The organism is Variovorax humicola, from assembly GCF_037889915.1.
GTDB classification, from domain to species: domain Bacteria; phylum Pseudomonadota; class Gammaproteobacteria; order Burkholderiales; family Burkholderiaceae_C; genus Variovorax; species Variovorax humicola.
Genome location: NZ_JBBKZV010000007.1, coordinates 93,464 through 112,328, shown reverse-complemented (window position 1 = coordinate 112,328; position 18,865 = coordinate 93,464). Strand labels below are relative to the sequence as shown.

At 65.5% G+C, this 18,865-nt stretch carries 19 protein-coding genes; 11 read left to right on the top strand and 8 right to left on the bottom strand.

Annotated features, from left to right (window positions below; translation table 11 throughout):
• Positions 1–5: 5 nt before the first annotated feature.
• Positions 6–338: a hypothetical protein gene (locus WKW80_RS14590; RefSeq protein WP_340364290.1), complete on the bottom strand. Its 333-nt coding sequence runs from the start codon at positions 336–338 to the stop codon at positions 6–8.
• A gap of 321 nt (positions 339–659) precedes the next feature.
• On the opposite strand from WKW80_RS14590, the gene WKW80_RS14585 reads away from it, so the two are divergent.
• Complete coding sequence (locus tag WKW80_RS14585) at positions 660–1,607, top strand: adenylate/guanylate cyclase domain-containing protein (RefSeq protein WP_340364289.1); 948 nt, start codon at positions 660–662, stop codon at positions 1,605–1,607.
• A 6-nt stretch (positions 1,608–1,613) separates the two neighbouring features.
• Here the strand turns inward: WKW80_RS14585 and nhaR are convergent, their stop codons facing one another.
• Positions 1,614–2,510, bottom strand: a complete 897-nt coding sequence (gene nhaR, locus WKW80_RS14580) for a transcriptional activator NhaR (protein WP_340364288.1) — start codon at positions 2,508–2,510, stop codon at positions 1,614–1,616.
• A gap of 138 nt (positions 2,511–2,648) precedes the next feature.
• Here nhaR and WKW80_RS14575 point away from each other — a divergent pair, with 138 nt between their 5' ends.
• The 7 genes from WKW80_RS14575 to WKW80_RS14545 all read left to right on the top strand — a co-directional run bounded on the left by WKW80_RS14575 (position 2,649) and on the right by WKW80_RS14545 (position 8,884).
• A complete protein-coding gene (locus tag WKW80_RS14575; RefSeq protein ID WP_340364287.1) occupies positions 2,649–3,347 on the top strand; it encodes a Bax inhibitor-1/YccA family protein in 699 nt (232 codons plus the stop codon).
• Between the two features lie 7 nt (positions 3,348–3,354).
• Entirely contained in the window at positions 3,355–3,927 is a 573-nt protein-coding gene (locus WKW80_RS14570) for an Rrf2 family transcriptional regulator (protein WP_340364286.1), read from the top strand.
• Between the two features lie 149 nt (positions 3,928–4,076).
• Positions 4,077–5,159: a 3-phosphoserine/phosphohydroxythreonine transaminase gene (gene serC / locus WKW80_RS14565; RefSeq protein ID WP_340364285.1), complete on the top strand. Its 1,083-nt coding sequence runs from the start codon at positions 4,077–4,079 to the stop codon at positions 5,157–5,159.
• A complete protein-coding gene (locus WKW80_RS14560) occupies positions 5,152–6,339 on the top strand; it encodes a phosphoglycerate dehydrogenase (RefSeq protein ID WP_340364284.1) in 1,188 nt (395 codons plus the stop codon). Before serC ends, WKW80_RS14560 begins: the two co-directional genes overlap by 8 nt.
• Positions 6,340–6,436: 97 nt before the next feature.
• Positions 6,437–6,952, top strand: a complete 516-nt coding sequence (locus WKW80_RS14555; protein ID WP_340364283.1) for a DUF4231 domain-containing protein — start codon at positions 6,437–6,439, stop codon at positions 6,950–6,952.
• A gap of 6 nt (positions 6,953–6,958) precedes the next feature.
• Positions 6,959–7,534, top strand: a complete 576-nt coding sequence (locus WKW80_RS14550) for a hypothetical protein (RefSeq protein ID WP_340364282.1) — start codon at positions 6,959–6,961, stop codon at positions 7,532–7,534.
• 6 nt (positions 7,535–7,540) lie between these two features.
• The gene (locus tag WKW80_RS14545) at positions 7,541–8,884 is read left to right on the top strand and encodes a TRAFs-binding domain-containing protein (protein ID WP_340364281.1); all 1,344 of its coding nucleotides are present in this window, start codon (positions 7,541–7,543) and stop codon (positions 8,882–8,884) included.
• A gap of 14 nt (positions 8,885–8,898) precedes the next feature.
• On the opposite strand, the gene WKW80_RS14540 is transcribed toward WKW80_RS14545, so the two are convergent.
• Both WKW80_RS14540 and WKW80_RS14535 read right to left on the bottom strand, forming a co-directional pair.
• The gene (locus WKW80_RS14540) at positions 8,899–10,053 is read right to left on the bottom strand and encodes a patatin-like phospholipase family protein (protein ID WP_340364280.1); all 1,155 of its coding nucleotides are present in this window, start codon (positions 10,051–10,053) and stop codon (positions 8,899–8,901) included.
• Entirely contained in the window at positions 10,050–10,844 is a 795-nt protein-coding gene (locus tag WKW80_RS14535) for a hypothetical protein (RefSeq protein WP_340364279.1), read from the bottom strand. Before WKW80_RS14535 ends, WKW80_RS14540 begins: the two co-directional genes overlap by 4 nt.
• 84 nt (positions 10,845–10,928) lie before the next feature.
• Between WKW80_RS14535 and WKW80_RS14530 the strand changes: the two genes are divergently transcribed.
• Together WKW80_RS14530 and WKW80_RS14525 are read left to right on the top strand one after the other, a co-directional pair.
• Positions 10,929–12,542, top strand: a complete 1,614-nt coding sequence (locus WKW80_RS14530) for a hypothetical protein (RefSeq protein ID WP_340364278.1) — start codon at positions 10,929–10,931, stop codon at positions 12,540–12,542.
• Between the two features lie 48 nt (positions 12,543–12,590).
• A complete protein-coding gene (locus WKW80_RS14525; RefSeq protein WP_340364277.1) occupies positions 12,591–14,177 on the top strand; it encodes a caspase family protein in 1,587 nt (528 codons plus the stop codon).
• Positions 14,178–14,198: 21 nt separating this feature from the next.
• On the opposite strand, the gene WKW80_RS14520 is transcribed toward WKW80_RS14525, so the two are convergent.
• Positions 14,199–14,789 (bottom strand): NADPH-dependent FMN reductase, encoded by a 591-nt coding sequence (locus WKW80_RS14520; protein WP_340364276.1) that lies wholly within the window; start codon positions 14,787–14,789, stop codon positions 14,199–14,201.
• Between the two features lie 81 nt (positions 14,790–14,870).
• Between WKW80_RS14520 and WKW80_RS14515 the strand changes: the two genes are divergently transcribed.
• Positions 14,871–15,806, top strand: coding sequence for a pseudouridine-5'-phosphate glycosidase (locus WKW80_RS14515; protein ID WP_340364275.1), 936 nt, complete (start codon positions 14,871–14,873; stop codon positions 15,804–15,806).
• On the opposite strand, the gene WKW80_RS14510 is transcribed toward WKW80_RS14515, so the two are convergent.
• The 3 genes from WKW80_RS14510 to WKW80_RS14500 are packed head-to-tail and all read right to left on the bottom strand — an operon-like array spanning position 15,803 to position 18,700.
• On the bottom strand, positions 15,803–16,627 hold the full coding sequence (locus WKW80_RS14510; protein WP_340364274.1) for an amidohydrolase family protein: 825 nt from the start codon (positions 16,625–16,627) through the stop codon (positions 15,803–15,805). The genes WKW80_RS14515 and WKW80_RS14510 overlap by 4 nt on opposite strands.
• Positions 16,628–16,633: 6 nt before the next feature.
• On the bottom strand, positions 16,634–17,641 hold the full coding sequence (locus WKW80_RS14505; RefSeq protein WP_340364273.1) for an NAD(P)-dependent oxidoreductase: 1,008 nt from the start codon (positions 17,639–17,641) through the stop codon (positions 16,634–16,636).
• Between the two features lie 3 nt (positions 17,642–17,644).
• Positions 17,645–18,700 carry a LacI family DNA-binding transcriptional regulator gene (locus WKW80_RS14500; RefSeq protein WP_340364272.1) on the bottom strand — a complete coding sequence of 352 codons (1,056 nt, stop codon included), beginning with the start codon at positions 18,698–18,700 and terminating at the stop codon, positions 17,645–17,647.
• Between the last annotated feature and the right edge of the window lie 165 nt (positions 18,701–18,865).

Here is an 18,865-nt window from a genome sequence, read left to right as displayed (position 1 = left end):
CAGGGTCACATGTTGAAGCGCTGATGCGGGCGCGGGCCCATCGTGTCGGGCAGGCGGCCCTTGAACATGCTGTTGATGGGGTGCAACTGGCGGCGTGCCGCGGCTTCGCCATCGAGTTCGCTGAGCGCGGACATCATGTCTTGACGCAAATACCAGAGGGCTTCAAGATCGCCCGCAAAACGCACGCGCTGGGCGACGCGCTGGACGCCGTGGCCGCCGTGCACCTGCAGCAATGACAACATCGCGTGGCGCACGCGGCTCGTATGGCGTTGCTCCGAATCGCGCAGGCGGAAGCCTGGAAGCGAAAAAAGCCGGAGGAAACTGCTGGGTAGCACCATGACGCAAAGGCAAATAAGCCGGAGCCGTTGATAGCGTTACCTTACGAGGCGCCAAGGGCGACCACAAGACGTGGAAACATTATTTAATGTTTAAAAACAACATTGTTCACGAAAATGCTGAGGCGTTGGTTGAGGAAACAATACATTAGTTCTACATTTGGTAACCCATTGAGTGTGTGGTGGGGATTTCCTCTTGGCGAGAGTTCCAAATTGCGCGTAATTTGCGATAGTTTGCGAAGTGTTCCATGCAAGACTCCAAACCAACGGCGGGGCAGGGCCTTGCCATAACTGGCGTGCGATCGCGCCCCACAACTCTGTCCAATGGCTGCTCCCCCCACTGTCGTTTTCGCTGATCTGACTGGAAGCACGCGCGTATTCGAGGCGATGGGCAATGCGCGGGCAACAGAAACCGTGACGCGCCTGGTGCAATGGATCGGCGGCGTGTGTGAATCCCATAAAGGCCGTGTCGTAAAAAAGCTGGGTGATGGCATCTTTGCGATATTCCCGAACGCCGCTGATGCCGTCGACGCGGTGCTCGAGATGCAGCGCAATCACCAGAAGCGCCTGATGACCTGGCCAGTGCCGCTGCGGATGGACCTGCAGATTGGCGTGGCGAGCGGCGAGGTGGTGGAGGTCGATGGCGATTCGTATGGTGACGCTGTCAATCTGGCGTCGCGGCTCAGCGATCTGGCAGGGCCCGGGCAGATCTGGGCCACCGAGTCGGTCGTTGATCAAGTCGTCGATCCGGCCTTGCGGCACCGCAACCTGGGCCCAATCAACATTCGTGGCAAGACAGAAATGCCGGTCGTGCATCGCATCGACTGGCAAGAAGAAATCACGGATTTCGTGACCGTGCCGGGCCCGCTCGCGCATCAGATCCGGTCGCCGGATTCTTCATTTGGCCAGATCGAACTGTCCTGGCTCGACATGCGTTCGATGTTTCGCGCGTCGGACCTGCCGATTCATCTCGGCCGCGTCGATGAGGCCGAGTTTGTCGTCAACGATCCGCGTGTTTCCCGCCTCCATGCCCGTATCGAAGCGCGGCAGGGCAGTTGCGTGCTCGTCGATGTCAGCACTTATGGCACCTGGGTGCGCTTTCACGGCCGCGCCGGCGCCAGTGGGGAAATCGCCCTGCGACGCGACGAGTGCGTGTTGCATGGCAGCGGCGAGATCGGCCTGGGCGCACCGCTGAGCGATTTCAGTGCCCCGACGATTTCCTTCAATACCACCGGCGGCAATGTGCTGCTGGCGCGCAAGGATGCGCGCTGAGCAGCCCTAGCTTTTCAGGAACTGCAGCCGCGCGGCCTGGGTAATTGCAACCACGCAGGGATGCGTGATGCGCCGCTCCACCGAGATCGCGAAGAACTCCTCCACAAGCCCCTGCGCCCGACCCAGCACCTCGACCCCGTACTGGGCGCTGGTCTCGTCCTCCAGCACGGTGGGTGACATGAATACGCCGCGGCCCTCGCCGCCAAACGCCTTCAGCAACGCGGCGTCGTCGAATTCGCCGATCAGCCGGGGCCGCAAACTGTGCTCCGCGAGCCACAGGTCCAGGCGTTGCCGTACCGCCGATGACGCGCCCTGGATTAGCATCGGTGCGCCATCGAGGCAGGCTGGAAACGCGCCAGTGAGCGAGCGCATCAATGCAGGCGCTGCGAAGAAACTCATTGCTGTGTTGCCGAGGGTGTGGTTGAACGCCTTGACGCTCGTTTGCTTGCCCATGGGCTCGTCGGCGATCACCAGGTCGAGCCGCTGCACCGACAGTTGCGCCAGCAGGTCGCGAAAGTTGCCTTCGTGGCAGATCAGCCGAACCGGCTCGGTGATCGCCAATGCGGGCTCCAGCAATCGATAGGCGATGGCCTTGGGGACCGCATCGGCGATGCCGACGCGGAAGCTCAGTGTTCGCGTGCCTTCCCCACGGTTGCCCAGTGCCATCTCGAGTTCATCGCCGAGCGCGAAGATCTGGTCGGCGTAGCTCAGGGCGGTGCGCCCGTCGGGGGTCAGTTCGAGGCCGCGGCCGTGCTTCTGGAAGAGGTGGCAGCCAAGGCGGTCTTCCAGCAGCTTGATTTGCGTCGACAACGTTTGCGGTGTGACGTGCAGTTGTTCGCCCGCCCGGGCGATGCCGCCCGCCTTGGCCGCGGCCCAGAAGTAGTAGAGATGCTTGAAGTTCACGAGCCCTCCAGGTAACGATCGATCAGTTTAATCAGAATGATCGATGTCGAAAATGCGACTTTTCTTGAATGCTCGAAGTCCATAGATTCGGGACACGACGATTTGCATTCCTGCATCCGTCGAACTCAAAGGAAAGCCATGAACGAAAACCTCCAGACCTTCGGCCGCGCGCCCGTAGCGCCGGTCCATGAGGCAGGCCAGCGCAACGCAGTGCTTCGCAACACCTACTGGTTGCTGGCGCTGTCGATGGTGCCCACGGTGCTCGGTGCGTGGATCGGCGTGGCCACCGGCCTCGTCGGTGCGATGTCCCCCGGCATCAGCATGATCGTGTTCCTGGGCGGCGCCTTCGGTTTCATGTTCGCCATCGAGAAGACCAAGGAATCTGCGGCCGGTGTCCCGGTGCTGCTGGCCTTCACCTTCTTCATGGGACTGATGTTGTCGCGCCTGGTGGGCAGCGTGCTGGGCATGGCCAACGGCGCGAGCCTCGTGATGATGGCCTTCGCCGGCACCGGGACGATCTTCCTGGGCATGGCCACGCTGTCGTCGGTGATCAAGCGCGACTTGTCGTCGATGGGCAAGTGGCTGTTCATCGGTGCGGTGATGTTGCTGGTTGCGGGCATCGCCAATTTCTTCATCCAGTCGAGCGCGTTGATGATCACGCTGGCGGTGATAGCCGTCGGCATCTTCTCGGCGTTCATCCTGTACGACCTGAAGCGCGTGCAGGACGGCCACGAAACCAACTACATCACCGCCACGCTGGGCGTCTACCTGAGCATCTACAACGTGTTCCAGTCGCTGCTTGCCCTGCTGGGCATTGCCGGCGGCCGCGACGAGTGAGGACGTCATGCGTCTGACCACCAAGGGCCGTGTGGCCGTCAGCGCGATGGTGGACCTGGCCTCGCGCCGGCGCGGCGGACCCGTGTCCCTGGCCACAATGAGCGAGCGCCAGCAGGTGTCGGTGTCCTACCTCGAACACCTTTTCGGCAGTCTCCGGCGGCATGGCCTCGTCTCGGCGACGCGCGGGCCGGGTGGCGGCTACACGCTGGGCCGTGGTGCCGCGGCCATCAGCGTGGCCGACATCGTGCGCGCCGTCGAGTCGGGAGGGGCCGACTCGGCAGGCGCCGACTCGGCAGGCGCCGGCCCGCAAGCGGAAACGCACGCGGGCGCGGAGCGGTCGTTGGAAACACAGCGCTGCCTCACGCCCGAACTTTGGGCGTCACTCAATCGGTGCATCATGGAGTTCCTCGATGGCATCACCCTCCAGTCCATCGCGGGCGAAGTCGCGCGGGCCGACATGCAAGCGGAAGTGAAGGCCGAGGCCGGGCGGCGCCGGACTCCGGCGCGTCGCGCCCGGCCGGTTGAAGAGAATCACGCGATGCCGGTCAATTCGGTGTTCGCGCTGGGCCGCGCCAGGTAACTGCGGCTTCGATGCCTGCCGATGGCGGTCCGGCCACGGACTGTCCATCGCCCACGGGTTGCACGCCTTCGTGCTGACTCTGTTGCAATTTGCAGCGTCCTCCTGTCGAATGGCGAGCCTTTTCCTCGCCACTTCCTGGAGATTCTTCGATGACGCGTGTCTTTAATTTCAGCGCCGGCCCCGCGACGCTGCCCGAAACTGTGCTGCGCCAGGCTGCCGACGAAATGCTCGACTGGCACGGGAGCGGCATGTCGGTGATGGAGATGAGCCATCGCGGCAAGGAATTCATCGCGATTCACGCGGAGGCCGAAAAGCTGCTGCGCGAGTTGATGGGCGTGCCGGCCAACTACAAGGTGCTGTTCCTGCAGGGCGGGGCGATCGGCGAGAACGCCATCGTGCCGATGAACATGCTGCGTGGCCGCAGCGGCGCCGACTACATCGACACCGGCGAATGGTCCAAGAAGTCGATCAAGGAAGCGAAGAAGTACTGCAAGGTCAACGTGGCCGCGAGTTCGGAAGCGGACAACTACACCAGCGTCCCGAAGCAGGAAACCTGGAAGCTCGACAAGGACGCCGCCTACGTGCACATCTGCTCGAACGAAACGATCGGCGGCGTCGAATACCACTGGACGCCCGTCACCGGCGACGTACCGCTGGTGGCCGACATGTCGAGCAACTTCATCTCGCGCCCGATCGACGTGAGCCGCTACGGCCTGATCTACGCGGGCACGCAGAAGAACGTCGGCCCGGCCGGCGTGACGATCGTGATCGTGCGCGACGACCTGATCGGCCAGGCGCTGCCGATCACGCCCTCGGCCTTCGACTACAAGATCCAGGCCGACAACGATTCGATGTTCAACACGCCGCCGACCTACACCATCTACATGGCCGGCCTGGTGTTCAACTGGATCAAGGCGCAGGGCGGGCTGACGGCGATCGAGGCCAGCAACCGCAAGAAGGCGGCCGTGCTGTACGACCACCTCGAGACCACCTCGTTCTTCTACAACCCGGTCGCGCGCGAGGACCGGTCGCTGATGAACGTGCCTTTCAAGTTGCGCGACGAATCGCTCGACGAAGCCTTCCTCAAGGGCGCGCAGGCCCGGGGCATGGTGCAGTTGAAGGGGCACCGGTCGGTCGGCGGCATGCGCGCTTCGATCTACAACGCGATGCCGATCGAAGGCGTCGTCGCGTTGGTTGCCTACATGAAGGAGTTCGAGGCGAGCCATGGCTGAGCGACTTCAGATCCTGGTGCTGAACGAGATATCGGAGAACGGACTCCGGCGCCTGCCTTCCGATCGCTATGCGTCCGGAAAGAACATCGCGATGCCCGATGCGGTGCTGGTGCGCTCGGCCGACATGCACAAGATGGAGGTGCCGGCCAGCGTGCGTGCGATCGGGCGCGCGGGTGCGGGCACGAACAACATTCCGGTCAAGGCCATGACCGCGCGCGGCGTGCCGGTGTTCAACGCACCGGGCGCCAACGCCAACGCGGTGAAGGAACTGGTGCTGGCCGGCATGTTGATGGCGGCGCGCAATCTCTCGGGCGCCCTGCATTTCGTCGGTGGCCTGGCGCCCGAGCGTCCCGACCTGGAAAAGACGGTCGAATCCGGCAAGAGCACCTTTGCGGGATTCGAACTTGCTGGCCGAACCCTGGGCATCGTGGGCCTGGGCAAGATCGGCTGCCTCGTGGCGGACGCGGCCATCAAGCTGGGCATGAACGTGCTCGGCTACGACCCGGACATCACCGTCGACGCGGCCTGGAGCCTGCCGTCGCAGGTCAGGAAGGCTGGCAGCGTGACCGAGGTCTTGCGCATCGCGCAGTTCGTGACCTTGCATGTGCCGCTGGTCGACGCCACCCGCGACATGGTGAATGCGGAGAACATCCGCCTGATGCAGCCCGGCGCGGTGCTGCTGAATTTTTCGCGCGAGGGCGTGGTGAGCGACGATGCGGTGCTGGCCTCGCTGGCCACGGGCCACCTGGGGCGCTACGTGTGCGACTTCCCGAGTGCCGCACTGCTGCGGAACGAACGCATCGTGTGCCTGCCGCACCTTGGCGCGAGCACGCGCGAGGCGGAGGAGAACTGCGCCGTGATGGTGGCGGACCAACTGCGCGACTACCTCGAGGACGGCAACATCGCGAACGCGGTGAACTTTCCGAGCGTGAGCATGGCGCGCGAGTCGGCGTTTCGCGTTGCGATCGCGAATGCCAACGTGCCCAACATGCTCGGGCAGATCTCGACCGCCATGGCGCGTGCCGGGCTGAACATCCACAACATGGTCAACAAGTCGCGCGGCGACATGGCCTACACGCTGGTCGACGTCGACAGCGCAGTGAGTGATGCGGTGCTCGCGGACATCGCGGCGATCGAGGGAGTGCTGTCGGCACGCTACCTGCCGCTCGTGCCGGGTTGAGGGTACGCTGCCGCCTGCCTCTGGCTGGACGGAGCGCAAGTGGCTATGCTGGGTCGCGCCAGCGTGGCGCATGCGCAAGCCTGAGATTGGAGTACTCGTGGCCCCACAACCCGACAGCGCGGGTGCCTTCCAGGTGCCGCCCGAAATTGCCCGCCATCCGGCATGGCTGCGGCTGGAAGACCAGCTCGGCTATTACAGCCGCAGCAGCGGCACCTATCGCAAGCACTACCAGCGCGTGAAGATCGCGCAGATCGTGCTCGGCGCGGCCATTCCGGTGCTGGCTGTCCTGCCGGGCTTGCCGGAACCCGCCTTCAAGCTGCTGAGTGCGTTGTTCGGTACGTCGATCGCCGCGCTGGAGGCGCTGGTGCAGTTGTTCCAGTGGCATGCGCTGTGGCTGCAGTACCGGGGGACGGCCGAACGACTCAAGCGTGAAAAATGGCTGTTGCTTTCGGGTGCCGAACCGTACGCCGGCGGGCCGACCAACGCGGCGATGGTCTTGCTGGCCGAACGGATCGAAGCGCTGATGGCAACCGAGCATGACGCTTGGGTGGGCACGTTGTCGCAGGCGGCGTCCAAGGGGGCGGCCTCCGCCGCAGCGGCGCACAAGGCGTGAAGCGTCATGGATGCGCGCCCCGTGCCCGGACAAGTCCTGCTCTTCAGCGGACACATGATCGACGCGCCCGATCGCAAGACGCCGCGCTTTCCCGCCGACAAGGAGCCCATCGCACGCAAGGCCATCGAGGGCTTGCTGGATCGGCTGGAGGCGGGCGCGCAGGACCTGGCCATCTGCGGCGGCGCCTGCGGCGGTGACCTCCTGTTCGCCGAGTCGGCACTCGCGCGCGGCGCCGCACTGGAGATGTACCTGCCGTTCGACGTATCGACCTTCCTTCCCAAGTCGGTCACATTCGCAGGAGGCGATTGGCTTTCGCGCTTCGAAGCGGCGAAGTCGGCATGCACGTTGCACATCCTGCCGGCGGAGCGCGGCGCGTTGAAGCCGGACGAAGATCCGTACGAGCAAGACAACCTCTGGATGCTCGAAGCTGCCAGCCGCTTCGGCGCGGACAAAGTTCAGTTCATCTGCCTGTGGGACGGCAAGGGCGGCGATGGCCCGGGCGGTACGCAGCACCTCATGGAGGAGGTCCGTCGCCGGCATGGCCATGCGCACTGGCTCGACACCACGCAACTGTGGAAGTGAGGTGCCATGTTCAAACCGTTGTGCTTCATGGTGATGCCCTACGGCCGCAAGGCGACGCTGGCCGAACCGGGCAAGGGGCCGGTGGAGATCGACTTCAATGCGCTGTGGGACAAGGCCTATGTGCCCGTCATCGAGGCCCTGGGCTACCAGCCGATCCGCGCCGACCAGGACACGGGCGCGCTGATCATCACGCAGATGCTGGAGCGCCTTTACTTCGCGGACCTGGTGCTCGCGGACATGACGATTGCCAACGGCAACGTCTACTACGAGATCGGCATCCGCCATGCGGCGCGTCGCAGGGGGTGTGTGCTGCTGGCCGCGGACTGGTCGCGACAGTTGTTCGACCTGGCTCAACTGCGCACGGTTCGCTATCCGCTTCCGGAAGGAGCGATCCTCGACGGCACTGCCGTCGCGATCCAGGCCGCGATCAAGGATGCGATCGGTTCGCTCGAAGGCGGCATCTCGCCGATGCACGGTGCGATTCCGGGCTACCCGACCGAGGTCAATGAAAGCACGGCCGCCGGCATGAAGGACCAGATGGCGCAGCTGTCGGAATTCCAGGCCGAAGTGCGCGCCGTGCGCGCGGTGCCGAAGGCGGAAAGGATGGGGCGCGCGCAAGCGCTGGTGGACGCCTACTCGCGTGGGCCGATGACAGGTGCCGTGGCCATCGCCCTGATGCTGATGCTGCGCGACTGCGCCGACAAGGCCGATGACTGGAACCTGGTGCTGAAGTTCATCGATGGCCTGAACGATGAACTCAGGTCGATCGCCGAAGTCACCGAGCAGCGCGCGCTTGCCCTGTCGTATGCCGGGCGGCATGTCGACGCGATTGCCGCGCTCGAGGCGCTGATCGCCACGGCCGGACCGACGCATGAGCGCCTCGGCCTGCTGGGCGGGCGCTACAAGCGGCTGTTCGATGCCGCAACCACGCCGGGCGACAAGCAGAAGGCCCTGGCCCGCTCCATCGACAACTATGAGCGTGGGATGCAGCTGGACTTGAACGAGTACTACTGCTCCAGCAACTTGCCGAGCCTGTACCGCATCCGCAATCGCGCGGGCGATGAGAAGCTGGCGCAGTCGGTCGTGCAGTTCGTGATCGCGGCATGCGAGCGGGCCCGGCGACGCGGCGCGACGGACCCCTGGTTGCGCGCCACCCTGCTCGTCGCGGCATTCGACTCGGGCGATGCAGACAAGGCCGAGGCGCTGGCCGATGAAGTCGAGAGCGGCGACGCGGCCGAGTGGCAACTCAAGAGCATCATCGGCTCCTTGACGCTCAGCCTGTCGCACGTGACGGACGATGCGGGCAGGGCACGCCTGTCGGCAGTGATCGACAGGCTCAGGCCAGCCTGACGGCGGCGCGCGTTTCAACTGAAACCGTCGAAGTGATCGGCGCAGAGGTTTGCTTTCGCGTAGGCCCGTCCGACTTGCTGGATCTGGTCCATGTGATCGACCGAGTCGAGTTGCTGCACGTTCGCGGGATTGATGCTGGACAAGCCAAGGCTGGCCAGCCCTTCGGCCGATAGCTCGGGGTTGTATCGAAGGTAGCTGAACAGCTTCGGCACGGATGAGTTGGACAGGCCTTCGTCGGTCGGCCCGACCATCGACCCGAACTCCCGGTCGATCGGTGCCCCGAAGACGCACTCGCCGACGGTGCGGCAGGCCATGTCCCATCCGGCCGACGCGGCGTTCATCAATGCCGATGGAATCGATGTCGCGTTGTAGAGCAGGTTCATGCTGCCGGCGCTCAGTTCGGCATTGGCCAGGCTCGAGCCGCCGGTGCCGACCGACACGATCAACAGCGCTTGCTTGCCGGTCTTCCAGTTGAGCTGGTAGGGGTTCGCCGTCACCATCTGGAAGGCGAGGAAGGCCGGGTTGTTGTACGCCGTCACGCCACCGTCGACGAAGATGAAGCTGTAGCTCTTGCTCGACTGCCCCGGCGTGCCGAAGTTGACGACCTCGGGCGGGAAGTAGGTCGGTGCCGCGGTGCTGGCACGCACGAGTTGCCACAGCGGCAGTTGGAGGTTGCAGTCGTCGCGCGACAGGGCGTTGTACCGGGCGAACGGATTGTTGGACAGCGGCCACGGCGAATCGGTGGTGGCATTGCGCAGCACCATCATCAGGACGGTGCGCAGCTTGTCGCTGCCGAGCGTGGTGTCGGGGCCGAGTTCGGTGCGCAGCTTCACGGCGAGCGGTTCGTCGTTGTACTTGAAGCGCAGGCGGTTGAGCAGGGAGGCCTTGTCGAACATCTGCTTGCCGCTCGCCTCGTAGAACGTGCGCACGCGCGCCATGGGCATGCCCATCGACACGCAGGTCGCAATCACCGCGCCGGTGCTGGTGCCGCAGACGTAGTCGAAATAATCGGCAAGGACGAAATCCGGACCCTTCCCGAGCTTGATGCGCAATGCATCCTCCATAGCCGCCAGGATCTCGACGGTGATGAGGCCGCGAATGCCGCCGCCGTCGCAAGCGAGGATCTTCTTCGGCGTGTCATTGCGAATCCGGGACTGGAGCGCGTTCATTGTCGGACCTCCGCAACCCCCGTGGGGATTGCAAGAATCGAGCTGTCGGTGGCGGCGATCGCTGTGCGATACGCCTCGGCGACCCCGGCGTAGGCGGCGGCCGAAGGCATGGCGGCAAGCGGCTCCCACTGGGCAGGCGACAAGCCCGCAAGGGTCGCATGCCGCTTGATTTCAATGCGCGGCGGGGGCGATTGCTCGTGATAGCCGGGGTCGCGCGACGCGATGGCAGTCTGCCTGTCGAAGATCGCAAGCTGCATGCCGACGTGCATGCCCAACTGGTAGAGGTGTCGGTGGCGAATGCTCACGCGCTCACCGATGCGCGCCTCCATGCCGGTGTCGTCCGCCTCGATGCGCCTGCGCAGGCTGGCGGCCTCGAACACGCTCTTCGACTCGATGACGACCGGGCCTTCGACCTGCAGGAATGCGGCATTCTGCTCGGCCTTCGAGATCAGGGGCTCCAAGGCTGCACGTGCGCGCTGCTGCTCGGCGGGGGGCGAGTTGGCGAAGCCGCTGAGATATTGACTTGCGTAGCCCATGCCCAGGCCGAGGTTCCAGGCGGCGAGCCGGTGTGCCGGTGTCAACGCTGTCTCGCGCGTGGCAGACAGAATGGCGACCTGTGCTGCTTCACGTTCGAGCGCGGGCTGCGAACCGCGATCGACGTACCACATCATCAGGGGCAAGCTCAATGCGCTCCACGACTCGGCTACCGCGACATACAGCAACGCGAGCGCAAGCGTTGCGATCAGCATCCGGCGACCGCCGCCTCGCAGATGCACCGACGTGGAAGACATGCGCAAGCCCCGAAAAGCCGCTGGAGTTCTATAGTAGGTGAGAGAGCGGCGGCATCGCAAATCCAATCACGCGAGGTGCATCGGATGCTGGAAGGCGAACTGGCTTCCCACTTTTATGTAACGCTCATCGTCGGCGTGTTCGTCGTGGCGTTCGTCCAGTGGCGCTATCGGGTAGTAGTGCTCGAAGGCATGCTCTCCGTGCCGGGCGAGGTTGTCGCCGCACGCGCTGCGTCTGCGGCGCAGATGCAATCAACGGATGCGGTGGAAGCGGGCGCTGCACCCGAGGGAAGGGCGCTGGCATGGGAGCGAGCGATGCATCGGCGTGTCATTGCCGGGTGGCTGGTCTCGGTGGGCCTGCCCTCGCTGGTGCTCGCGATCACCTACAACGCCAGCGCCGGGATCGCCATCACGCTCGCGCGCATTGCGCTGGAGGTGGGCGGATACCTGTGCGTGGTCGTACCGATGGTCGCGGTATCCCTCGCATGGCCGTGGACCCGGGGCGCTTTGTCTTGCGCGGTGTTGCTGGTGGCGGGTGCCGTGGCAACCGTGCTTGCATCGCTGGTGCAGCGCGCCCTAGGAACAGGCGCTGTCTCTATCGACCAGTTGCGCGGCGCGGTCTTCTTCTTTCAGTTTGCAGCGGTGCTGCTCCCGATACCGATGGTCCTGATATTGGGCAGTGGCGTGTCGAGGATTCGGGGTGTCATGCCGATCACGTTTGCGGGGTTGCTGATTTTCGGATTCGCCCCTTTTCTTGGCGCGCACGCGACCAACGCGCTGGCCGAGTCACGCGCGGGCGGCGCGCTGGTGCTGGCGGGCTACGGCCTGCTGGGGCACTGGGCCTCGCACGCGACGTTCGTGATCCTGGCGCTGCCGGTCGGCTGGCTTGCGTGGCGGCGCCTGCATGCATTGGCACGCGCCTACGAGGCCAAGCGCTTTTCCGATGTCCAGTTGCTGGGCCGAGCGTGGTGGCTCATGTTCGTGGCCGTGCAGGCCACGACCGTCGGCGCAAGCGAACACCCTTTCTGGGGCCTTGCCGGTTGCGCGATGGCCTACTGGATGTTCGTCTTCGTGAACAACCGGGTCTTCCAGTGGCTTCACGTGGCGCGCGATTCGCCGCCGCCGCGCACGTTGCTCCTGCTGCGAGTGTTTGGCCATGCGGCACGAACCGGGCGGTTGTTCGATCGCATCGGCGCGCGCTGGCGCTACTTCGGTCCGGTGACGGTGATCGCGGCGCCGGATGTGGTCGCGCGGACCATCGACCCCGGCGACTACCTGCACTACATGCTCGGCACGGTCGACGAGACCTTCGTGCGTTCCGGCGCGGACTTGCAGCGCCGGCTGGCGGCACACGACGAGGAGCGCGACCCCGACGGGCGTTTTCGGGTCAACGAGTTCTGCTGCGCGGACACGACCTGGCAGGCAACCGTGGTCGAACTGATGGCCCGGGCCGAGGTCGTGCTCATGGACTTGCGGGGCATCTCGCGCGAGCGGCTGGGGTGCGAGTACGAATTGCGGCAACTGGCCGCTTTCGTGTTGCCGCGGCGCGTCGTGCTGGTGGTGGATGGCACGACCGACGCGGCATTGGTCCGCGGCATGCTGGGGGCGGCCGCAGGCGGCGTGACTTTCAGGGACGTGGGCAACTCGCGCGTGGTCCGCACCGATCCGTTGTTCATCGACTTGCTGCGCGCCGCACGCTGAGCACCTGGACGGTTGCAATCGCGGCGGCGCGGGGGGATAGTCAGCGGCATGTCTGTCTCGCGTCTTGCCGCATGCTGGTTGTCACGGGCCTTCGCGCTGGGGCTTCTGCTTGCACTGCAGGTCTTCGCTGCGCATGCGCAGGATCGGTCGGCTGACAGGCGCATTGCCCTGGTGATCGGCAATTCCGAGTACTCCAGGGCGCGGCTGGGCAATCCCGAGAACGACGCGCGGCTGATGGCCGGCAACCTTCGCAAGCTGGGCTTCGAGGTCAACGAGCAGCTCAACATCGGGGTGCTGCAGTTCAGGCGGGTGCTGCGCGAGTTTGCGCGCCAGGTGCAGAAGGACGACGCCACCGCGGTGCTGTATTACGCCGGCCACGGCATGCAGATCGACGGGCGCAACTACCTGCTGCCTGTCGACATCAACCTGCGCGACCAGGAGGAGGTGAAGGACGAGTCCGTCGACATCGACGAGCTGTTCCTGAGCCGTATCGACAAGGTGGGCTCGCATCCGCGCATCGTGATCCTGGACGCTTGCCGGGACAACCCGTTCCCGAAAAAGACGCGCAATATTTCCTCGGCCGGCGGCTTGGCGGAGATGGGCGCGCGCGGCACGCTGATCGCCTTCGCGTCGGCGCCCGGCGCGCCTGCCGAAGACGGCCCGGACGGCAGCAACAGCATCTATACCCGGAGCCTGGCGCAGGAAATCATGGTGCCCGGCGTCGAAGTCGAACAGATGTTCAAGAACGTGCGGGTGAAGGTGCTGCGCGATACGGCCGGGCGGCAGTTGCCATGGGTCAATACCTCGCTGACGTCGGACTTCAGTTTCAATCCTGCCTCCGGCCGTGCGGGGCCGGCGCAGGCTGCGGCGCGGCCGGCGCCGGTGCAGCGCCCGGAGGCAGCAGCCGCACCTGGGCCCGCTGCCGCGCCCCGGGAGCAGGCACCGAAGGACAAGGACATCGAGACCTTGCTGGCGCGTACGCAACGCGAAGCGGCGTCCGCGCAGCAAACTGCGCCGCAGGCGGCGCTGCCTTCGCCTTCGGTATCGCCGGCGGCATCGCCTGCATCAGCGCCAGCGCCAGCGCAAGCGCAAGCCCCAACGCCAGCGCCAGTGCCAGCGCCGGCGCCGGCGCCCCCGACGATGCGCCCGCCACCGCCCGCGGCAACGCCTCCAGCGGCGCGCCCGGCAACACCGTTGTCTCCGCCTTCGACAACCGTGGCAGCAGCCCCGCCGACGGCGCAACCGCCCCCCGCGAGCACCGCGACGCCGCTCGCGCAAGGACGCAAGTTCCTCGATCGGGACGAGGTTCAGAAGTTGCTCGCTGACAAGAAGCACACGCTCAGGGAGATCGGTGCGAAGAGTTTTTTCAGCCTGGATTTGCGCAGCGGTGGGCGCGTCTACTTCATCAGCCTGGGTTCTTCTCAAAGCAGCACCAGTGTCGCGGGCCGTTGGGAACTGAAGAGCGACGGAAGTCTCTGCGCGAAATTCAATGCGACGCTGACAGGTCTGCCAACCGACGCAAGCAAGGCGGAGGACGGTTGCTGGTTATTCTTCCGCGAAGGCGACAAACTCCTGCGCGTGAGCGCCGCTACGCCGGACGCGCGGGCCCAGGCCGAGGTCGTGGGCATCCGGTAGGCCTTCACTCACGCTGCGGCCTCAATAGGGCGGCGCCTTGCGCTCGCGTTGCGCACGCGCCGCCTCGGCCCACCACGCCAGATCATCGGCGAATCGGCCGAATGATCGGTCCAGCGCCTCGCCGGCCTTGCCAGTCGGATTGCCGGTCTCGTCGAGCGTCTGGGAAATGGGGCCGACTGCCAGCGTGCTCGAGATGACCACCATCCCCATCTCGGAGAGGATCGAGTGCCAGATCGTGCCCGAACGAACGCCGGAGAAACGTCCCGCGGAGTAACTCGCCACGGCGGCGGGGCGCCAGAACCACTCTTCCAGGAAGTGATCCGTGAGGTTCTTCAAGCCGGGTTGCGGGCCCCAGTTGTATTCGCCGGTCACGAAGACGAACGCGTCGGCAGTGCGTATCTTTTCAGCCAGTGCTTCCATGGAGTCCGGGGCGGTGCCCTTCGGGTACTCCTTGTACATCCGGTCAAGCATGGGCAGGCCGACGACCTTGGCGTCGATGAATTCGACGTCGGCCCCGCGCGCCTGAAGTCCTGCGACGATGTAGTCCGCCAGACGCACACCCATCCGGTCGGACCGGTACGAACCGTAGAACACCAGGATCCTGTCGGCCATGTTCGCTCCGTTGTCGAGTTGAGGAGAACGCGGTGAAGGCTACAGTATCGACGCCCCATCCACTGACGAAAGCATCATCCAATGGTCGCTGACCTCGCCGCTTCCTGGTTGAGCCTCAGTGCGCCTGTGGCCGCCGCAAAGGCTGCAGGGCGCCCGCTCGTGGCGCTGGAATCCACCATCATCGCCCACGGCATGCCGTACCCGGAGAACGTGTGCACGGCGCGCGAAGTGGAGGCAAGGATCCGCGAACTTGGCGCCGAGCCGGCAACGGTCGCGGTGATCGACGGGCGGATCCGCATCGGTCTGTCGGATGACGAACTGGAGTTGCTCGGCCGTTCGGGCCAGGCCGCCAAGATCAGCCGCCGCGACCTGCCGGCCGTGTTGGCCAGCGGCGGGCTTGGCGCAACGACAGTGGCGGGAACGATGATCTGTGCCGCGCTGGCGGGCATCGAGGTCTTCGTCACCGGCGGCCTGGGCGGCGTGCATCGCGGCGCGCAGGAAACCTTCGACATCTCGGCCGACCTGCAGGAGCTTGCGAAGACTTCGGTGGCCGTGGTGTGTGCCGGTGCCAAGTCCATCCTCGACATCGGCCTCACGCTCGAATACCTGGAGACGCACGGCGTGCCGGTGCTCAGTTGCGAGCAGGACAATTTCGCCGCGTTCTACACGCGCGACAGCGGCTTTCGCGCGGACTACCGGCTGGACGATGCGGCGGCGCAGGCACGCTTCATCCGCACCAAGTGGGCGTTGGGCCTTGCAGGTGGCGTGGTGCTGAGCGCGCCGGTGCCGGAAGCCGCGGCGATGCCGCGCAAGGAGATCGACGCGATCATGGAACAGGCGCTGGCCGAGGCCAAGTCGCAAGGCATCATAGGCAAGGCGGTCACGCCATTCCTGCTGGCTCGCATCAAGGTGCTGACGGGTGGGCGCAGCCTCGCGACCAACATCGCGCTGGTGAAGCACAACGCGGAAGTGGGGGCGCGGCTGGCGGTGGCGCTGGCCGCTTGCCGGGATTTCTAGAACCCGTACAGCTGCGCCGGGTTGTCGACGAGGATCTTCCGGCGCGTCTCATCGCTCGTGGCCCATGAGAACAGCAAGTCATAGAGGGGCACGATGGCCGGTACGGGGTCGCGTCCGGGGTGCGGCCAGTTGCTCGCCCACAGGCAGCGTTCGGGAAACTTCTCGGCGAGCGTGCGCGCCAGCAGGCTGACGTCGTCGTAGCCGGGCGCGCCGGTCTTCGAGGTCTCGTACGGTGCGGAAAGCTTGATCCAGACCTTGCCCGAATCCAGCACGCGCAGCAGCGACTGGAACGAAGGATGGTCCGGCGTCACCGGCTCCAGGAACTTGCCGTTGTGGTCGATGACGAGCTTGCAGGGCAGGCGCTTCACAACGGCTTCGTGCTCGGGCATCTCGCGGCCGTCGAACTGCAGGTCGATCATCCAGCCGGCATCGTCCATGCGCGCGGCCATCGGCTCCAGCGTGTCCCACGTCATCACGGACGGGTCGAGCATCATGTAGCGCACGCCGCGAATGCCCGCGGCATGCAGCCGGGCGATGTCGGCGTCGGGCGCGTCCGGCGCAATCACCGCGATGCCGCGCGCCGAATCGCCCAACTGCAGCAGCGCGGCGAGTGTGCAGCGGTTGTCGAAGCCGTAGCCGGTCGGCTGGACGATGACGGCGCGCTCCAGCCCGGCCGGAAGCTGCACCTCTCGCCGGTAGGCCGACACCGGGGAATGGCGAGGCACCCACGCCACGTTGGGTACCAGCGGGTACTGGACCTCATAGATGTGGACGTGGCAATCGCAAGCGCCGGGGTAGGTCGCGTTGACGGTGCGGTTCATGACGACTCACTCCTGTGCGGCGGCGAAAAACGCCTGTTGCCAGCGCCACGCCTCGCGCGCATTCACCGCGCCGGCCGGCACCCGTCCTTGCATCAGCGCCGCGACCTGCGACACCGTCTCCATCGCCTGGTGCTCGACGGCCGGCGGTGTCAGGCCGCCGATGTGCGGCGTGGCGATGACACGCGGGTGTGCCGCGACTGCTGGCGACGGCATCTGGTCCGGCGCGCGGCCGACGTCGAGCGCGCCTCCGGCGATGGTGCCGGCATCGAGCGCGGCGAGGAGGGCGGCCTCGTCGAGCAATTCGCCACGCGAGGCGTTGATGAAGAACGCATGCCGCTGCATCAGGCCGAACGCACGCGCATTCATCATGTCGGCGCTCGCCTCGGTGGCGGCAGCCAGGCACACGACATAGTCGGACCTGGCCAGCAGTTCGTCGAACCCGACCTGCGGCAACTCTGCGCGCCCGGTCTTCGCGAACGGATCGTGCACGATGACGTGCATGCCGAGTGCCAGCGCCACGTTGCAGAAATGACGGCTGATCTGCCCATAGCCGATCACGCCCAGTGTCGAACCCCGCAGTTCGCGCCCCATCACCGGCGCCGCTGGACGCCCGGCGTGATACGTCGCCGCGGAAGCACTGATGCCGCGGCTCAGGTCGATCATCACGCCGACAATCCACTCCGACACCGACGAAATGAATCCGGCGCTTGCCTGCGTCACCAGCACGCCATGCCGGCTCGCGGCCGCCAGGTCGATGTTGCGAATGTCGATGGCGCAGCGCACGAAGGCCTTGAGCCGGGGCAGTCCGGCGAACAGTGCCTCGTCCCCCACGGTCTGCCGGTACGACACGATGACGTCGCAGTCGTGTGCCAACGCCGCCAGCGCCGCCGACGTCAACGTTGCTTCGCCGGGATTCAGACGAACCCGCGCCAGCGCCTGCAATGCGGCCGTCGCCTTGTTGCCGTAGTACTGTGCCAATTGGCTCGGCGAGTGGCTGATGAAAACGGTCGTCATCGTCTACCTCGCACGCACCGATCCGGGAGGTGGTGCCACCGAGTCGCGCACCACCAGCGTGGGCTCGAACATGAACTCCTCGGTGGGAATGTCGGCATCGGCCAGGCGACCCATGACGCGCTCGACCATCACTTGCGCCATCTCCGGCACGGGCACGCGCACGGTGGTCATCGCGGGATACATCAGGTTCGAAAGGAATACGTTGTCGATGCCGACGACCGAAACGTCCTGCGGCACTGAAAGCCCCGCATCGCGAAAGCCCGCCATCAGCCCGAAGGAGAGGATGTCGTTCACGCCGACCACGCCGGTCGGCCTGTTCTTCGACTTCGCCAGCAGGACGGCCTGCATGCGGCCCAGTTCGCTCATCATCGAGTCGCCGTATTCATCGGGGGGCACGCCCTCGATCACCTGGGCAGTCGCCGCGACGCCACCGATCCGTGCCGCCTGGAGAAAGCCGTTGATCTTCTCGTCGCGGCTCATCGTGCGGCCCGACGGCGTGACGTACGCGATGCGCTTGTGGCCACGCTCGATCAGGTGCGCCGTCGCGAGCCGGGCCGATTCGAAGCTGTTGACCGTCACGTGATCGATTACCGACGCCACGCCCGGCGTCGCGCGCCGGTCATAGCTCACCATGATCAGGCCGCGCTCGGCTGCGCGCTCGAAGTGCTGCTCGTCGATCAGCGACGAAATGATGATCACGCCGCGCACGCCATGCGCCATCAGGTCTTCGAAGAAACGCGCTTCCTTGTCGCGGTCGCGATAGGTGTTGCCGATCATGATGCGAAAGCCGTAGCGCTCCTGCGCCAGCGTTTCGATCTCGCGCGCAATGAAGCCGTACATCGGGTTGGCCATCGACGGCACCAGCACACCGATCAACGGCGTGCGGCCGGTTTTCAACTGGCGCGCGGAAGTATTGGGCCGGTACTTCAGTTCGCGAATGGCCGCCTCGACGCGGGCCAGCGTCTCGGACTTCATGCGGTCGTTGCGGCCGTTCAATACGTTCGACACCGTGCTGGTCGACACGCCCGCGCGGTTGGCCACGTCATGAATGCTGCTCACCCGGACTCTCCGTGCCTTCTTGCGGAATTCACAAACCCATCCGTGTCGGCAACCGGCCGCGCCACGTCCCGGACGTTGGTGCCGGTGATGGCGCAGGTCGCGAACAGGGCCCAGGCCCACTGGTGGCGCAAAGAGGCCCAGCCCATGTCGCCGCCGCAACGGAAA